The organism is Idiomarina sp. X4 (genome assembly GCF_002808045.1).
Lineage (GTDB): Bacteria > Pseudomonadota > Gammaproteobacteria > Enterobacterales > Alteromonadaceae > Idiomarina.
This window is the reverse complement of record NZ_CP025000.1, coordinates 2,205,288-2,221,732: the sequence shown is the minus strand read 5'-3', so window position 1 is coordinate 2,221,732 and position 16,445 is coordinate 2,205,288. Positions and strand designations below refer to the sequence as shown.

Sequence of the window (16,445 nt, the reverse complement as noted above, 5' to 3'; positions counted from 1 at the left end):
TCGCTGGCCACCCATAGCGACAAGGCCGATTTCATTTTCAGTGAGTGTCTGTCACTTACTGCAGATAATTACAGAGAGGCTTATGCAGCAAGTAGTTAACGTACAACAACCCATCATTAAACCTCGTCGATTCAAGGTCTATCAGCACCGACAGCTTGATAAAATAGAAGCATTGAACAAAGTGCCTGCTGATATGCGTTTTGAAATGAAAGTCGTTGCCAACGTACTGCCATTTCGGGTCAATGAATATGTGTTTAACGAGCTTATTGATTGGGAGAATGTACCCAACGATCCGCTGTTTCAGCTAACTTTCCCACAAAAAGACATGCTTGAGCCGTCTGCGTTTCAGCGCATGGCTGACTTAATGTCGGGTAAACACACAACGAATGAAGTGTTTGACCTGGCAACACAGTTACGTGAGGAAATGAACCCGCACCCGGCCGGACAAATGCAGATGAACGTACCTCACGTGGATGGCGAGCCATTACCGGGTATGCAGCACAAATACCGTGAGACCGTTCTGTTTTTCCCTGCGCAGGGACAATACTGTCATTCTTACTGTACTTTCTGCTTCCGTTGGGCACAGTTTGTGGGCAAGGCAACACGGTTTAACTCTAACGACGCCGATCAGCTGCATCGCTACTTGGCACAGCACAAAGAAGTGACAGACTTACTGGTAACGGGCGGCGACCCAATGGTTATGCGCACCCGTAAGCTAGCGGAGTACCTTGAAGGGCTGCTGAAGCCTGAGTTTGAACACATTAAAACCATTCGTATTGGCACTAAGTCTCTGACTTTCTGGCCGTATCGTTTTATTACCGACCCGGATGCAGACGAAATGCTGCGCCTACTTGAGCGTCTGGTTGATGGTGGTAAACACGTGTCCATTATGGCGCACCTTAACCATCCAAATGAACTGCGCACTGAGGTGTGTCAGGAAGCCATTCGTCGTTTACGCAGCACTGGCGTGCAAATTCGCTGTCAGGCGCCTTTACTGCGCCACATTAATGATGATCCCGACGCTTGGGCAAATATGTGGACGAAACAAGTGCAGCTGGGCATGATTCCTTACTATATGTTCGTTGAACGTGACACCGGCGCGAAACGCTACTTTGAAGTACCACTTGAGCGTACTTGGGAAATTTTCCAAAAGGCGTACCAGCAAGTTTCGGGTATTGCCCGTACTGTTCGTGGGCCATCAATGAGTGCCGGGCCAGGAAAAGTCGAAGTTCAGGGTGTGACGGAAATTGCCGGTGAGAAAGTGTTTGCATTGCGCTTTATTCAGGGCCGTAATCCTGACTGGGTACAACGCCCATTCTTCGCAAAATATGACCCGGATGCAACATGGCTGCATCATCTTAAGCCGGCGTTTGGGGAAGAGAAGTTCTTCTTCGAAGATGAGTATGCGAAAATGTCAAAGATGGACTAAGAGATTCGGCAAGGCCAGCTTAGCTGCTGGCCAGTGCTCGCGCCCGCTGCAAGTCGGCTTCAGTGTCGATACCTGCCGCGGGCGTTTTTATTGCCTCAGCGACATGAATACGCTCGCCATGCCAAAGTACGCGTAACTGCTCTAACGACTCAATATGCTCAAGTGGGCTGTTTTCCCAGGTAATGTAGTCCAATACAAAACCCGCACGATACGCATAAATACCAATGTGACGTTGATAACTCTCAATAACCGCCGGCTGTAATGGCTGCTCTTTCGCAAATTCATCGCGGTTCCACGGTATCGCTGCACGGCTGAAATACAATGCATAACCGTGGCTGTCAGTCACCACTTTGACTGCATTTGGGTTAAAGATGTCTTCCGCGTCGTTTATTGGTACAGAAAGCGTCGCCATGCGCGCAGCCGTCTGGTTAGCCAGGTTATCAGCTACCTGGCGGATGATTTCCGGCGGGATAAAGGGCTCGTCGCCCTGTACGTTGACGACCACTTCGGACGTTTCAATAGCCAGTTTATTAATCACTTCGGCCAGACGCTCGGTGCCCGAATTATGCTCTGGTGAGGTCATTAATACCTGACCGCCAAAGGCTTCTACTGCGCTTTCTATTCTGCTGTCATCAGTGGCAACGATAACCCGCCCTGCACCACTTTGTTGTGCGCGCTCATAAACATGCTGAACCATGGGCTTGCCGCCGATATCAGCTAAGGGCTTACCGGGTAAACGACTTGACCCATAACGGGCCGGAATCACTACAGTGAAGCTCATGAAGGAACCTTTTCTAACTCTTCACTGCTGATTTCACGTGCTTTGTCGGCAATTAGTACCGGAATACCTTCGCTAATCGGATAGGCAAGCTGCTCACCTCGACAAACCAACTCGTCTTTTTCCACATAGTGAACCAATTTCCCCTTGCACTTAGGGCACGCCAGTATATTTAACGTTTTAGCTTCAATGGGCATTTCGTTTCCTTTCCAACTCTTTCAGTAACTGCTCTTTAAGCGAATCGGGCAGTTTGGTTGCTATTGGCTGATAATACCAATTATCTAACGCGAACGATTGGCATTTTCCAGCGTCTTTTTCTGTCATTAATAGGGGGAATTCTTTCAGGTCGCTCAAATCACTTTCAACAAACTCATGATGATCATTAAAAGGTACGGTTTGCTCTAGTTTAAAACCTTGATCTTTCAAGGAATTGAAAAACCGCTGCGGATAGCCAATAGCTGCCACTGCGTTATAAGTCTGTTCTTTATCCAGTTCACTTTGCTCGTTATTATCGACCCGATACCATTGGCCGTTTTCGACTTCCGTCACATACCGGGCAAATGGGTGGCGACCATAATTTGACACTACCCATTGAGAGCCTTTTAAGCGCCATGGCCCTTCTCTAAGAGGGCCAGCCGGCAACAACCATCCGTTCCCCACACCGCGTTCAGCGTCCAGCATAATCAGTTCAATATCGCGTTTAAGCGCATAGTGCTGGAGACCGTCATCGGAAATAATGATATCGACGTCAGGGTGTTTCTCCACCATATACTCTGCGGCCTCAACCCGTTTGGGAGCAATAATCACGGGGCACCCTGTACGTTTATGCATCACTAACGGCTCGTCACCCGTTCTTTCCGCATTATCGTTCTTAGCAACAGAATGAGGAAAAGGGCCTTTCGCCCCGTAGCCACGGCTAACAATGCCCGGCGTCCACCCCTCTTCTTTCAGCCACTGACAAAGCGCAATAACCATGGGTGTTTTGCCGGTGCCTCCAACGCTGATATTACCCACCACAATAACCGGAAGATCCACTTTGTGGCGCTTAAATAGCCCTAAAAAATAAAAGCTACGGCGTAGGTTTGTCAGCAGCCAAAACAGCAATGACAACGGCGCTAGTAACAATAAAAGCGGATGAATACGCGCCTTATACCACTGCTGTTGAAGCCACATTAGGCGCCTCCGTGAAACTGTAAGTTATACAGTTGGGAATAAGCGCCTTCCTGATCGAGAAGCTGTTGGTGAGTACCTCGCTCAATTATTTCACCATTATCCATCACCAAAATTTCATCGGCATTTTCGATGGTCGATAAGCGGTGAGCAATAACGATAGCTGTACGGTTTTTTCGTAACGCCCCTAAGGCCTGCTGAATATGACGCTCAGACTCCGTATCAAGTGCCGAGGTTGCTTCATCAAGAATAAGTATTGGTGCGTCTTGCAGTAACGCTCTGGCTATCGCGATACGCTGACGTTGGCCACCCGACAACATAACGCCGTTTTCACCCACCATGGTATCCAAACCTTTCGGCATATTGTCCGTAAATTCGGTTACGTACGCTTGCTCGGCTGCTTTGACAATATCGTCTTTTGACACATCTTTTGACGCCCCATAAGCGATATTATTAGCAATAGTGTCATTAAATAGCGTGACGTGCTGGGAAACCAGAGCAAATTGTCGGCGTAAGCATTTCAACTTGTAGTCATTAATATTGTGGCCATCGAGTAAAATGCGCCCCTGTTCAACATCGTAAAAACGGGTCAACAAGTTCGAAATTGTTGACTTACCACTCCCTGAGCGTCCTACCAGCGCTATCGTTTTGCCTGGGGCAACATTGAAGCTGACATGCTCTAAGGCTAAGTCATCGCCCTGCTGGTAACCAAAGCTCACATCATCAAATTCAATCTGCCCGGCCGCGCGATCAATCACTTTTGAGCCCTTATCAATTTCAATAGGCTCATCAAGAATAGTAAACACACTCGTTGCCGCAGCAATACCGCGCTGAAAGTCACTGTTCACATTGGTGAGTTGCTTTAATGGGCGTAATAGCATGATCATCGATGTCAGCAAGGTCGTGAACGCACCGGCCGATAGCTCTCCCAGCATTTCCGGGAAGCTCGCTATAACCAGCACCATCGACAAACTCAATGACGCAATGAACTGAATAACCGACGTACTAATAACGCGCGTATTCACCAGTTTCATGTTCTGGTTACGCGTCGTATTATTTATTTCTGAGAACCGTTTTGACTCTTTCTTTTGACCCTCGTGCATGACCACCACTTTGTGGCCATTAATCATTTGCTCGGCGGTGGTTGTCACATTCCCCATGGCTGTTTGAATACGGCTGCTGACTTTACGAAAACGCTTAGACACGACCGAGACAACTTTGGCGATAAGTGGTCCAACAACCAAAAAGACTAGCGATAACTGCCAGCTTTGGTAAAACATGAGACCCAGTAGTCCAATAACAAAAGCGCCTTCACGGACTAAAACGAGCAAAGCCCTGCTACTGGCCTCCGCAACTTGTTGCGTGTCATAGGTGATTTTTGAAATTAAATCGCCGGTAGAATGCTGGTCGTGGAATGAGACTGGCAGTTTCATTAAATGATCAAACAACTGTTGTCGCATTTTTGTGACAACTTTAAAGCCTACCCAATTCAAGAAGTAGCTTGAGGCAAAATTAAAAAAGCCCCGAATAATAAAGAAAAACGGGACGAAAATGGCACCGTAAATGAGAATATCGGAGTTTTGCTCAGTTAACCCGTCGTCTATAAGGGTTTCAATTTGTGAGAAGAATAATGTATCAACGCCAGCATATCCGATCATACCAATAACTGCGGCGATAAAAGCAAGTTTGTAAGGTTTGATATAACCAATTAAACGCTTAAAAGTCGTCTGTTTTTTTTGCTGAGAATCCATGTAGTCTCATATAAGTCATTAAAACTTTGTGCATTCTACCTGTTTTCATGAGGTAACTCCAAACTCCATGAGTACCCATTACTGGTAATGGTGATTTGCCCCACCTCTTGCGTGCCGAACCAAGGCGCACCGGTACGCTGTAAACGACCTATCGTATATCGGTGCGGGAAGTTATAGCCACGATGCTTTCCATAGCTAATAACGTACGCTTCAGCATCTACCGCCTGCAACAATGGCCAACTTGTTGACGTTTTACTGCCGTGGTGAGGAATGGTCAGAATCGTTGAATTGAGCACCTCATTTGAGTGAACTGAAGCCAATAACGATTGTTCTGCCCCCATTTCAATGTCACCGGGGAAAAGCATGGTAAATTCATGCCAACGTAACTGTACGACACACGATTCATTGTTACGGCTAAGCTGACCGCTTTTTTTATACGACGCCGTTGGCCAGTACGTGTGCAAAGACAGTTCATTCCAATAGTTCGTCTGCCCAGCCAGGCATGGCTTGTCGGTTGTCGCGCCAAACCACTTTATTCCGGGATAACGATTTTCTAAATAAGCTTTGCCGCCACTGTGGTCATTATCTTTATGGCTGATAATCGCAAGCTCCGGAACTAATCCGTGGTACCGCAAAAAAGGTTCAATCACCTGCTCGGCCACACTAAACCCGCTGTGATAAGAAACTCCGGTATCCATTAACAAAGCACGGCCGTTTCTCTCAACAATAATCGCCTGGCTTTGCCCAACATCTAACACATGGATTCGCAGTTGCCCGTCTCGCTGATTCAGCAAGACATAGGTAGCGAACGGTAAACAAACAACAAGCAAGATCCGCTGCCAAACGCGCACAACAGGGACAGTAAATACAATAATTAGCGCCCATAACGCCCCAAAACGAGCGTCCCGGGTCGCTGCCAAAGTGTCTATTGCCAGCCAATTCCAGGGATGAACACTGAGCTGATTTAAGTAAGGCATTATGTAAACTAGCGGCTGTTCTGCGATGTACCATAGCCACTGAGCGTAACGGCTGCCTTCAAATAAGCTGCACAAGGTTCCAATAAGTGATAGCGGTAAAATCCAAAAACTGATAAGCGGTAAAACCAGCAAGTTAACCAGCGGTGCAAACAGTGAAAAACCGCCGAATAAGTAGACGGATAGCGGCGCCATGATAATTAACAGCACCCACTGGATGAACCAGAGTTGTCGCAGGTTGGCCAAGCGTCCTGCTTTTGAGCGCCAGCGCCAATTGCTAAAAAATAACGTGGTGACGGCGCAAATTGACAACCAAAATCCAGCATCCTGCCAGGCAAACGGATCAATAACAAAAACCCCAAAGCTAGTTCTTAGCAGCAACTGCAAGGGGCTAACCCTAACAGCAAGTAACTTGTGCATAAGTACAATTCCCGCAAGAACAAGTGCACGAACCGTCGATATGGCAAAGTCGGCCAAAAATGCGTAGAACACCGCCACCACAATACCAACACAGGCGCATACCAAACGTTTGTTATAACGCTCGCGAAAACCGGGACCCACTGGTAAATACCGAAAGCAAAACGAAACAAACAGAAACACCGAGCCAACCACCATACCTATGTGCAACCCAGATATCGCAAGGCTGTGAGCGAGCCCAGTCTTTTGCCAAGCTTCTTTTACCTCGAATGACAGCAAGCTGCGTTCGCCAATTGTTAAAGCTGCAATAACACCGCCGAACTCTAACTCCGCCTGCTTTAAGGCATCAAAAACCTGCTGACGAATAGTAGGTGAACGGCTTACCACGGATACGTTTTTGATCGAGCCGGTGGCGCTTATTCCCTGCCGCATTAAGTACGATTTATAGTTGAAGCTGCCATCGTTACGAGAACTCTTTGGCACTTTGAAGATCGCGGTGCCTTGTATCGTGTCTCCCGCTTTAAGAGTGATACTTTCGTCGTAAGTGTAAAGGTTTAACTGCACTTTTATATCTTGGTACCAGGAGGGTAAGAAGTCTCTTGCACGCAAAACCCGTCCCGTAATGCGCGTATGATATTGATAGACTTGAGGGATTTCATCGAGAGTTATTTGAATATCATGCTCTGAGTCAAAGTATTCGCTGGGTAATGACTGAAACTCTTGCCAATAAAGGTTGGCATTCACCCAAGAAATGCCGCAAAATACAACAATAAGTAGTAACCTGATGGTTTTTAAATCCATCGCTTGCTCCCTCCCTGGAGCAAATCGAAACAGGTAATAAACATCACATTATGGCCAGACGCTTTATTCAACGCTTTATGCCTGACCACCAAAAAGTGCGTGAGTCTAAGGCAATAAGAATATTTGGCAGCCTATTGCATGATGCAAATTTATGGCACTTAAACCGGCGATCAGCCTCCGGCGCGTTCGCTGTCGGCCTATTCTGCGCGTTTGTTCCTGTTCCTTTTCAAATGTTATTAGCGGCCGCTTCGGCCATTCCTTTCCGAGTTAATCTGCCGCTATCCGTTGGTCTGGTTTGGGTTTCGAACCCGATTACCATGCCCCCGATGTTTTATCTGTGCTATTTGGTAGGTAATGCCATTTTGGCTGAACCGCCACAGCCCTTTGCGTTTGAGTTGAGTTGGGAGTGGCTGGGACATAGCATTTCCACCATTGGTCCCGCCTTTATTCTCGGCTGCTTAATTTTAGGAACACTGTCGAGTTTAATTGGCTATATTGCGATTCGCTTACTTTGGCGGCGCTCGGTCGTTAAAGCATGGCGCAACCGTCAAAGTGACTAGCCTCTGTCGTGCAGCGCCTTAGCGGGTTCTACTTTTATTGCCCGCCAAGCCGGGTAGATGGTTGCCAACCAACTCATGATAAGTGCAACAGCGCTCACTAAAACAACATCATTCCACTGCCATTGTGACGGTATTTCACTCACAAAATAGATACCGCCATCGAGAATATCGATATTAAATAACGACTCGATAATACGCATAATATCCGGCATGAACTGTCCTAGCAGTATACCAATACCGGCACCCCAGAGTACGCCATAAAGCCCGTTCATGATTCCCTGCAGCATAAATGTCAGTAACAATGTCCGGTCCTTCATGCCCAGTGTTTTCAACATCGCAATTTGGCGACGTTTTTTCGCAACCGTCATCACCAACGTCGATACAATGTTAAAACACGCCACGGCCATTACCAGTACCAAAACCAGATAAACGACCGAGCGAACCAGTTCAATATCTCTGTAAAGATGCCCATGGGTACGTGTCCAGTCATTCAGATACACCAACTCAGGCAACTGATTACCGACCTCTTGGGCGACTGCCGGTGCGGTGAAGACATCGCTCAGCGCTAGTCGAACGGAAGTGACCCCGTCGGCAATTGTTAATTCGTGCATCGCCGTATCTAGCGACACGTAGGCATTTAAGTGATCAATTTCACCACCAAATTCAAACAGCCCGGTTACCTTCAATCGTTTACGTTTAGGAGACTGAAAGCCTCTTTGTGACTTTTCAGGAAACAAAATAGACAATGAATCGCCGACCTTAACATTGAGTTTTTCAGCAATGCCAGCGCCGAGCAAAATGCCGCCTTCAGAAGTCCAACGCTGCCAGTCCTCTTGACTAACATAACGGGCCAGCTCAGATACCGTATTTTCTTTGGCGGGGTCAATACCTTTAAGTTGAATACCGTGAAAACTGGTATCAGTTTGCACCATAACCGTACTATTAATACCGGGTGCCGTTGCCGTCACGCCGGGGTGCTCTAACGCAATTTTGCTGATGAGCTCCCAATTTTTAAGTTCACCTTCCACAGCGCTGTACTCAACATGAGGCACCACAGACAGCAACTTGTTCTGTAACACATTTTGAAAGCCATTCATCATCGATAATGCGGCAATAAGTACCGCACAACCCAATGCAATACCTGTCGTTGACGACGTTGAAATAAACGATAAAAAACCCTTTTTATCGCGGCGACTGCGGAATCGTTTTGCCAAGAGCCAAGCTAAACTCATTGATGACTCACCTGTGCGTCGTTATTAGACCGTTTAGCCTCCAGAGTACCGTCAACTAATCGCTCAACCCGATGCAGCTGCTCTGCCAATGTGTTGTCATGCGTCACCACAATAAAGGCTGTGCCTCTTTCTTTATTCAGTTCGAGCATTAATTGATAAATACTGGCCGCCGCTTCTCCATCTAAATTCCCTGTTGGCTCGTCCGCCAGCACAATATCCGGGTTATTAACAAAAGCCCGGGCAATCGCTACTCGCTGCCGCTCACCACCAGAAAGCTGCGAAGGACGATGCGACAAACGATGACCTAATCCAACTCGCTCTAATAAAGTTTGTGCCGTTTGCTTAGCGTTTTTTGATTTCTCTCCAGCTATTAATAGCGGCATAGCCACATTTTCCAGTGCCGAAAATTCCGGTAATAAATGATGGAATTGATACACAAAGCCGAGGTTGCTGTTGCGCCAGCTGGACAGCTTGTCAGATGACCAGCTTGTCATGTCCTGATCATTAAACATCAACTCACCTGTCGTTGGCTTTTCCAGCCCGCCCAGTATATGCAGTAAGGTACTTTTCCCTGAGCCTGACGCCCCAACAATAGCAACCATCTCGCCGGCAGAAATGGAAAAGTCGACCGACTTTAATACGTTAACCTGGTTATCGCCGTCCTGATAGGTCTTACTCAGTCCGCTGCAATGCAGTAAATCAGTCATATCGAAGCGCCTCCGAAGGTTGCGTGTGAGCCGCCCGTAACGCTGGGTAAACCGTCGCTAAAATGGTTAATGCAATAGCGGCGACTGCTATCAAGAAAATTTGTCCTGCCTGAATGGATACGGGTAAACCGCCGCTGCCAACGGTGAAACCGCCACCCATTAACGCCATAATGTCGTTTAAAAACAGGCTCACCAAAAGCCCGAGAATAACGCCAATAATTGAGCCTACGACGCCGTTATAAGACCCCTGCATAAGAAACACAGAGCGAATGCTTTTATGAGAAAGACCAATAGTTTGCAAAATAGCGATATCGTGGCGTTTGTCGTTAATTACCATAATAAGTGCCGACAAGGTATTAAACGCGGCAACCGCTATAATGAGTGCCAACATCAACCACATCATACGCTTTTCCATCCCCACCGCTTCAAACAGTTGTCCGTAACTCGAACGCCAGTCAGACACCGTGAACTCAGTTTCATTGCGAATTTGCTCAGCGACAATAGGTGCCTTAAACGCATCATCTAAGTACAACTGTAAACCGGTTACGGCATTATTGGGTAAGCGAATAAGCCGAGCAATGTCATCGCCGTGCGCAAAAACCACTGACTCATCGACTTCAGAGCCCATCGAAAATATACCGCTGACCACAAATCGACGTTGCGAAGGCACTAAGCCAAACGGCGTATAAACGCCGCCTTCAGCCGCAACTAAACGGACGGTATCGCCGGGCGTTAAACCTTGTCGCTGCGCCATTCGCTCGCCAATAATAAGGTGGTAGTCTCCCGCGTTAAGTGAGTTCCAGTCGCCTTGAGTAAGTTTGCCTTTCATCGGCCCGGGTAAGCCGACATTAAGCGGATAAACCCCTTGTACTTGTGCCACCGACAGTTTGTCACTTAACTGCACAATGGCCTGGGTTTGAACATAAGGGAGTATTTGCTGAACGGCTTTAATATCCGGCAAGGCTTCGCGGGCTTCCTGCCAACGGGTCAGTTGTCGAGAGCTGTCAGAGTCATGAACCGTGACCTGAGGTACGGCTCCCAAAATGCGCTCTTTCAGCTGCCCCTCAAAACCATTCATTACCGACATCACCACGACTAGCGCCATAACGCCCAGCGCGATACCGATAAACGCAAAGCGATTAATAAAGGCAGTAAAGGGTGATCCCTGTCGTGAGCGACTGTAACGCAGTCCGATAAACAGCTCGACGGGCTGAAACATGTTCCCTCAATGTTTTTGTGGTTGCTAATTCATTACGAGCAAGCATAATGACTTGTAAACAGCCTGACAACTAAAAGCAGAGGCAATGATGCAATCGCAGACATCGATGACAGCACCAATAGGCGATTTCTTCACCATACAGGACGACTTCCCGGTGAACTTGGTTCCGCTCGACAATGCTGACCAACTGCCAAATGATGACGAATTTGAAGCGCAAATTCCGGAGCTGTTTTTGATTGCCTCGAGCATGGCCGAAAGTGACACCCATAAAATTCAAGCCATTAAGGTTGAACAGCCTGCCGGAAGCGCGTTAGTCGACTTTCTTGAACAGCAACACAAGCGCCTGAATATTCTACTTGGCTATATGCTGCGTAACGAGGACGATGCGGCGCATCGGTTTTCCGGAAAGGAATACGGTGGTGGCGGTATCCGGGTTGTTTCTGACGCTCAGTTGGAAGTCGGTCAAATATTTCAGGCAAAGCTTTTTTTCAAACAAGAGGCGTTGGCTATTTACTGTTACACACGCCTTGAGAGCTCAGAGCCACTTGATAACAGTGACCAATTCCTTTGCACTCTGTGCTTTGAGCGTATTCGCGAAGAAGATCAGGAGCTTCTCATAAGAGCAAGCCTGCACGCACAAAGCCGCCAATTAAAAGAGCGCTCCAAGCAACGCCGTGAACAAAAAAGTAATGCTGAGGAAAAAGCAGACGACTCATCCAATTCTTAGTCATTTTCAGTATAATACTGTCGTTCGCGCAGCTTTTACTGCAACCTTTTTAACGTAACTATTGAGTAGTCATGACTAAGGCATCTGTATTACGACCTCCCTTTCCTTCATCTAAAAACAAAGACATTACCTGGCAGGAGCTGCAAGGCAGTGCACCAGCTTTGGCGCTAGCCAAACTCATCGATTCAACACCAGGAAGGGTTCTGGTCGTCACCGCCGATGCGAATCAGGCTTACCGCTTAGAAGAAGAAGTAAAATTCTTTGCCGGCGAGCACACCGAGTATCATGACGACATCACGCTTTTCCCCGACTGGGAAACACTGCCTTACGACAGTTTCTCACCGCATCAGGATATTATTTCTGATCGCTTGTCCGTACTGGCTCGATTACCGTCGGCCAAGCGCGGTGCGCTTATTGTCAGCGTTAATACCTTGATGCACCGCATTGCCCCAACCTCTTATGTGTCAGGGCAGGCACTGCAAATAGAAAAAGGTCAGCAGCTGGATGCCATTAAGTTGCGGGAAAAACTTGAGCGAGCGGGCTACCGACATGTTAACCAGGTTATGGAGCACGGTGAATTCAGTGCGCGAGGTTCCATTTTAGACTTGTTCCCAATGGGCAGCGAAACGCCCTATCGACTGGATTTTTTCGATGATGAAGTGGATACCATTCGTCCGTTTGATCCTGAAACTCAGCTGTCAAAAGACCCGATAGACGATATTAATCTGCTGCCGGCGCACGAATTCCCAATGACAAAAACCGCGATTGAGCGGTTCCGCGCTCAATATCGCGAGCGTTTTGAAGCCAGTACTGAACGCGAATCGGTGTATCAACAAGTCAGCAAAGGCCAGTTGCCGGGTGGTATCGAATACTATTTACCTTTGTTTTTTGAGGAAACTTCCTCGTTATTTGACTACTTGCCGGAAGACACGGTACTGGTGACCTTTGGCAACATTCAGGCAAGTCTTGAACGACTCTGGCAGGACATTAATCACCGTTACGACCAGCGTCAGTTCGACCCGCTGCGTCCATTGCTGCATCCGAACGAGGTGTTTTTACCGGTTGATGCAATTCACGCTAACTTTAAGCAGTACCGCCGCGTGCGTGCCAGCGTTCCTGCAGACATGGCACAACCAGGCCCGGTTCAGTTTCACTCGCAGTCAGTATCCGATATAGCCGCCGATCATCACCAAAAAGCGCCTTTTGCAAAGCTAAACCACGTTATTAATAACGCTTTAGAAGAGTCAGAGCGGGTTATTCTTTCCGGAGAAACCGCTGGACGTCGTGAAGCACTGCGGGAGATTATTGCCAAGTTAGGTCATAAAGTAACTCTGTGTCAGCATTTAGGAGACGCGCCTGCAAAAGGTGTGGGGTTAATTATAAGCCCCATCGTCAACTCTTTTTATTTGCCCGATGCCAAACTCTGGTTCATTACCGAGACAGAGCTATTTGGCAGCCGCGTAGTGCAAAGTCGCCGCCGTGAGCAAAAAGCCACGGTCAGTGCCGATACACTCATTCGTAACCTGGCAGAGTTACAACCCGGGCAACCCGTCGTTCATATCGATCACGGCGTCGGCCGCTATCAGGGGCTGACAACGCTGGATGCCGGTAATGTCACTACAGAGTTCGTGACTATTGAATACGCAGGTGCCTCAAAGCTTTATGTGCCGGTAGCCAACCTAAACGTGTTAAGTCGCTACAGCGGCGGCGAAGAAAGCCATGCACCATTACACAAACTGGGCAACGATGCCTGGGAAAAAGCCAAAAAACGAGCTGCCGAGAAAGTACGGGACGTTGCTGCCGAGCTGCTCGATATCTATGCCCGCCGCGAGGCTAAGCCAGGCTACCCATTCAAAATTAATGACGACGACTACCAGCGCTTTGCCGCTGGCTTCCCGTTTGAAGAAACTATTGACCAACATACCGCCATTGAAGCGGTTAAACATGACATGCAGCAACCTCGGGCGATGGATCGGCTGGTGTGTGGTGACGTTGGCTTTGGTAAAACGGAAGTGGCCATGCGCGGCGCCTTTATTGCGGTAAACGAAGGCAAACAAGTCATGGTGTTAGTGCCCACCACGTTGTTGGCACAACAGCATTACGAAAACTTCAGTGACCGCTTCGCCGATATGCCAGTGCGTGTGGAGGTACTTTCTCGGTTTAAAACGACCAAGCAGTCCAACGCAATTCTTAGCGACCTGGCAGACGGCAAAGTCGATATTATTATCGGCACTCACAAGTTGCTGCAAGATACCGTGAAATGCCGCGATCTCGGCTTACTGATTGTCGATGAAGAGCATCGCTTTGGCGTACGCCAGAAGGAAACCATTAAGCGGCTACGAGCCGATGTTGATATTCTAACATTAACCGCAACCCCGATTCCGCGAACGCTGAACATGGCCATGAATAACATTCGTGACCTGTCAATAATCGCAACGCCACCGGCGAAACGTCTGGCCGTTAAAACTTTCGTACGGGAGTATGACGAGCCAACAGTGCGAGAAGCGATACTGCGTGAAATCCTACGCGGCGGTCAGGTGTACTTCCTACACAACAACGTAGACACCATTGAAAAAACTGCCCGCGACATTGAAGAGCTGGTACCGGAAGCCCGTGTCACTATTGCCCACGGGCAAATGCGTGAACGTGAACTTGAACAAATTATGTCAGACTTTTACCACCAGCGTTTCAATGTATTGGTGTGTACGACCATCATTGAGACTGGTATTGATATACCCAGCGCTAATACCATTATTATGGATCGCGCCGATCACCTCGGGCTGGCACAAATGCACCAGCTTCGTGGTCGTGTCGGACGCTCGCATCATCAGGCGTATGCTTATTTGTTAACCCCGCATCCTAAGCGTATGACTAAAGACGCCGCCAAGCGCCTGGAAGCGATTTCTCAATTAGAAGATTTAGGCGCGGGCTTTATGCTGGCCACTCATGACTTAGAAATTAGGGGCGCCGGTGAGTTACTGGGCGACGACCAAAGCGGTCAGATTGAAAGCATCGGCTTCACTTTATACATGGACATGTTGGAACAAGCCGTTGATGCGTTAAAAGCGGGTAAAGAACCGTCACTGTCGCAATTACTGCATGAGCGATCAGAAATTGACCTGAAGTTACCGGCCCTGCTACCTGATGACTATATTCCGGATATTAATAATCGCCTTAGCCTGTATAAACGCATTGCTAACTGCGAAACCAATAAAGAAATTGATGACATTCAGGTGGAATTAATTGACCGCTTTGGGCTACTGCCTGACGCGGCTAAGAACTTGTTACGTCAAACCAGTCTGCGGAACCATGCCGAACAACTGGGCATTCGCAAAGTGGATGTTGGTAATCAGGGCGGTGCCATTGAGTTTGCGGATAACACCAAGATAAACCCGGAAGTAATTATCGGGTTAATTCAAAAAGCCCCGAACCATTACAAACTGGACGGTCCAAACCGACTGCGCATCAGTCAGTCGCTTGAAGATACTCAAAGTCGCTTAAAACTGATAGAGTCATTACTTGATGAGTTTTCTGAGCAGTCGGAAGCCTAGTGCACAAGGAGAGCAAATTAATGGCGTCAGTCACCAGTCTGATTAAACACAGTTTAATTGCTGCTATTGTCGTTGCAGCCACTTACCCGGTGAGTGCAAAGGCGCTGCCGGATAAGGACTACTGGCGCTGGTTTGAAGTCGAAGTTTTGGTGTTCAAGCAACGTATTGCTGATCAGTCCAGCGAACAATTCCAGCTGTCGCCTGCTCACATTGAAAGTCGTCGCGAGCGAGATCTATTAAGCCGCTTTTTAAACCAAAGGCCACGCGCATTAATCAGTGGGTTGCCGGTTTGTGAATCTTCAGAAACAACATGGCGAATGGATATCGCTTGTCGCTTTGAAAATGAAGAACAATGGATACCGATCGCCGGTAATCCGTTCGCACCGACGTCACCTTTAATGAACTTAGCTAAAACGCCGGTTGTCATTGATGGAAGCGGCGGCGATATTAAGACCGCGGCCGCGCCCTTTTTGGTGCCAGCAGAAAAGCTCGAACTGAATGAAATTCGCACTGAACTGCTCAAAAAAGGCCAGGCTACGCCGCTGCTGCACCTGGCCTGGCGACAGCCGGTTTTCAAAAAAGGTGTAGGACCCAAATACCGCTTATTTGCCGGAACCAATTACTCAAATGACTTTTTTTACGACGGTTTTCCTAAGCAAGACGAGGTGTTTGTCGCGCCGTTAAGAAACCCAAATGTCAATAACGTCCGGACCGATATCGAACAGTTATTTGATCTAATAGAAAGTGGTCAACAGCCGTTTAAACCTGTCAGCAAACTGCCGCAGCCTGAGCAAACACCCTCACTCAATAGGAAGCACCCTCTGGTTTGGGAATTCGATGGCCTTATCGACATCTATCTGATCGGCAATTACTTACACATTGACGGTGAGTTTAACTTGCGAGAAATAGATAACCTAAAGCGCATTGGCAAAAGCATTGAAGAACAAGCAACACTGGCGTTAGCCGGCGAGCAAACCGATACCGAGTTTTTACGCAGTTATTACTTTTCGCAGCTGCGACGCGTTATCAGCCACGAAACACATTATTTTGACCATCCGAAACTCGGCGTTGTTGTCCAAATTCGTCGGACTGACCTGTCTGCGCCACGATACTAATACGGAGGCCGAAA

13 protein-coding genes are annotated in these 16,445 nt (G+C 48.0%); 5 read left to right on the top strand and 8 right to left on the bottom strand.

Features of this window, described 5'->3' with window-relative positions; all coding sequences use genetic code 11:
* The first annotated feature begins 82 nt into the window (after positions 1–82).
* On the top strand, positions 83–1,429 hold the full coding sequence (locus CWC33_RS10715) for a KamA family radical SAM protein (protein ID WP_053952375.1): 1,347 nt from the start codon (positions 83–85) through the stop codon (positions 1,427–1,429).
* A 19-nt stretch (positions 1,430–1,448) separates the two neighbouring features.
* Here the strand turns inward: CWC33_RS10715 and kdsB are convergent, their stop codons facing one another.
* Genes kdsB through CWC33_RS10690 form a run of 5 tightly spaced genes read right to left on the bottom strand, consistent with a single transcriptional unit; the run spans position 1,449 to position 7,320 of the window.
* Positions 1,449–2,210, bottom strand: coding sequence for a 3-deoxy-manno-octulosonate cytidylyltransferase (gene kdsB / locus CWC33_RS10710; RefSeq protein ID WP_100691915.1), 762 nt, complete (start codon positions 2,208–2,210; stop codon positions 1,449–1,451).
* On the bottom strand, positions 2,207–2,404 hold the full coding sequence (locus CWC33_RS10705) for a Trm112 family protein (RefSeq protein ID WP_100691914.1): 198 nt from the start codon (positions 2,402–2,404) through the stop codon (positions 2,207–2,209). The genes kdsB and CWC33_RS10705 overlap by 4 nt, the downstream gene beginning before the upstream one ends.
* Positions 2,394–3,380 (bottom strand): tetraacyldisaccharide 4'-kinase, encoded by a 987-nt coding sequence (lpxK, locus tag CWC33_RS10700; protein WP_100691913.1) that lies wholly within the window; start codon positions 3,378–3,380, stop codon positions 2,394–2,396. The genes CWC33_RS10705 and lpxK overlap by 11 nt, the downstream gene beginning before the upstream one ends.
* The gene (msbA, locus tag CWC33_RS10695) at positions 3,380–5,128 is read right to left on the bottom strand and encodes a lipid A export permease/ATP-binding protein MsbA (protein ID WP_100691912.1); all 1,749 of its coding nucleotides are present in this window, start codon (positions 5,126–5,128) and stop codon (positions 3,380–3,382) included. Before msbA ends, lpxK begins: the two co-directional genes overlap by 1 nt.
* A gap of 35 nt (positions 5,129–5,163) precedes the next feature.
* Complete coding sequence (locus CWC33_RS10690; RefSeq protein WP_100691911.1) at positions 5,164–7,320, bottom strand: DNA internalization-related competence protein ComEC/Rec2; 2,157 nt, start codon at positions 7,318–7,320, stop codon at positions 5,164–5,166.
* Positions 7,321–7,370: 50 nt separating this feature from the next.
* Between CWC33_RS10690 and CWC33_RS10685 the strand changes: the two genes are divergently transcribed.
* Positions 7,371–7,880 (top strand): DUF2062 domain-containing protein, encoded by a 510-nt coding sequence (locus CWC33_RS10685; protein WP_088767963.1) that lies wholly within the window; start codon positions 7,371–7,373, stop codon positions 7,878–7,880.
* Here the strand turns inward: CWC33_RS10685 and CWC33_RS10680 are convergent.
* Genes CWC33_RS10680 through CWC33_RS10670 form a run of 3 tightly spaced genes read right to left on the bottom strand, consistent with a single transcriptional unit; the run spans position 7,877 to position 11,038 of the window.
* Positions 7,877–9,112, bottom strand: coding sequence for a lipoprotein-releasing ABC transporter permease subunit (locus CWC33_RS10680; protein ID WP_100691910.1), 1,236 nt, complete (start codon positions 9,110–9,112; stop codon positions 7,877–7,879). The two genes, CWC33_RS10685 and CWC33_RS10680, sit on opposite strands and share 4 nt — an antisense overlap.
* On the bottom strand, positions 9,109–9,819 hold the full coding sequence (gene lolD / locus CWC33_RS10675) for a lipoprotein-releasing ABC transporter ATP-binding protein LolD (protein ID WP_100691909.1): 711 nt from the start codon (positions 9,817–9,819) through the stop codon (positions 9,109–9,111). Before lolD ends, CWC33_RS10680 begins: the two co-directional genes overlap by 4 nt.
* Positions 9,812–11,038, bottom strand: coding sequence for a lipoprotein-releasing ABC transporter permease subunit (locus CWC33_RS10670; protein WP_100691908.1), 1,227 nt, complete (start codon positions 11,036–11,038; stop codon positions 9,812–9,814). Before CWC33_RS10670 ends, lolD begins: the two co-directional genes overlap by 8 nt.
* Before the next feature lie 85 nt (positions 11,039–11,123).
* Between CWC33_RS10670 and CWC33_RS10665 the strand changes: the two genes are divergently transcribed.
* The 3 genes from CWC33_RS10665 (at position 11,124) to CWC33_RS10655 (ending at position 16,431) form a co-directional block, all read left to right on the top strand.
* Positions 11,124–11,765 carry a PilZ domain-containing protein gene (locus CWC33_RS10665; RefSeq protein WP_100691907.1) on the top strand — a complete coding sequence of 214 codons (642 nt, stop codon included), beginning with the start codon at positions 11,124–11,126 and terminating at the stop codon, positions 11,763–11,765.
* 71 nt (positions 11,766–11,836) lie between these two features.
* The gene (gene mfd / locus CWC33_RS10660; RefSeq protein WP_100691906.1) at positions 11,837–15,316 is read left to right on the top strand and encodes a transcription-repair coupling factor; all 3,480 of its coding nucleotides are present in this window, start codon (positions 11,837–11,839) and stop codon (positions 15,314–15,316) included.
* A gap of 20 nt (positions 15,317–15,336) precedes the next feature.
* Entirely contained in the window at positions 15,337–16,431 is a 1,095-nt protein-coding gene (locus tag CWC33_RS10655) for a CsiV family protein (protein ID WP_100691905.1), read from the top strand.
* Positions 16,432–16,445 lie beyond the last annotated feature (14 nt).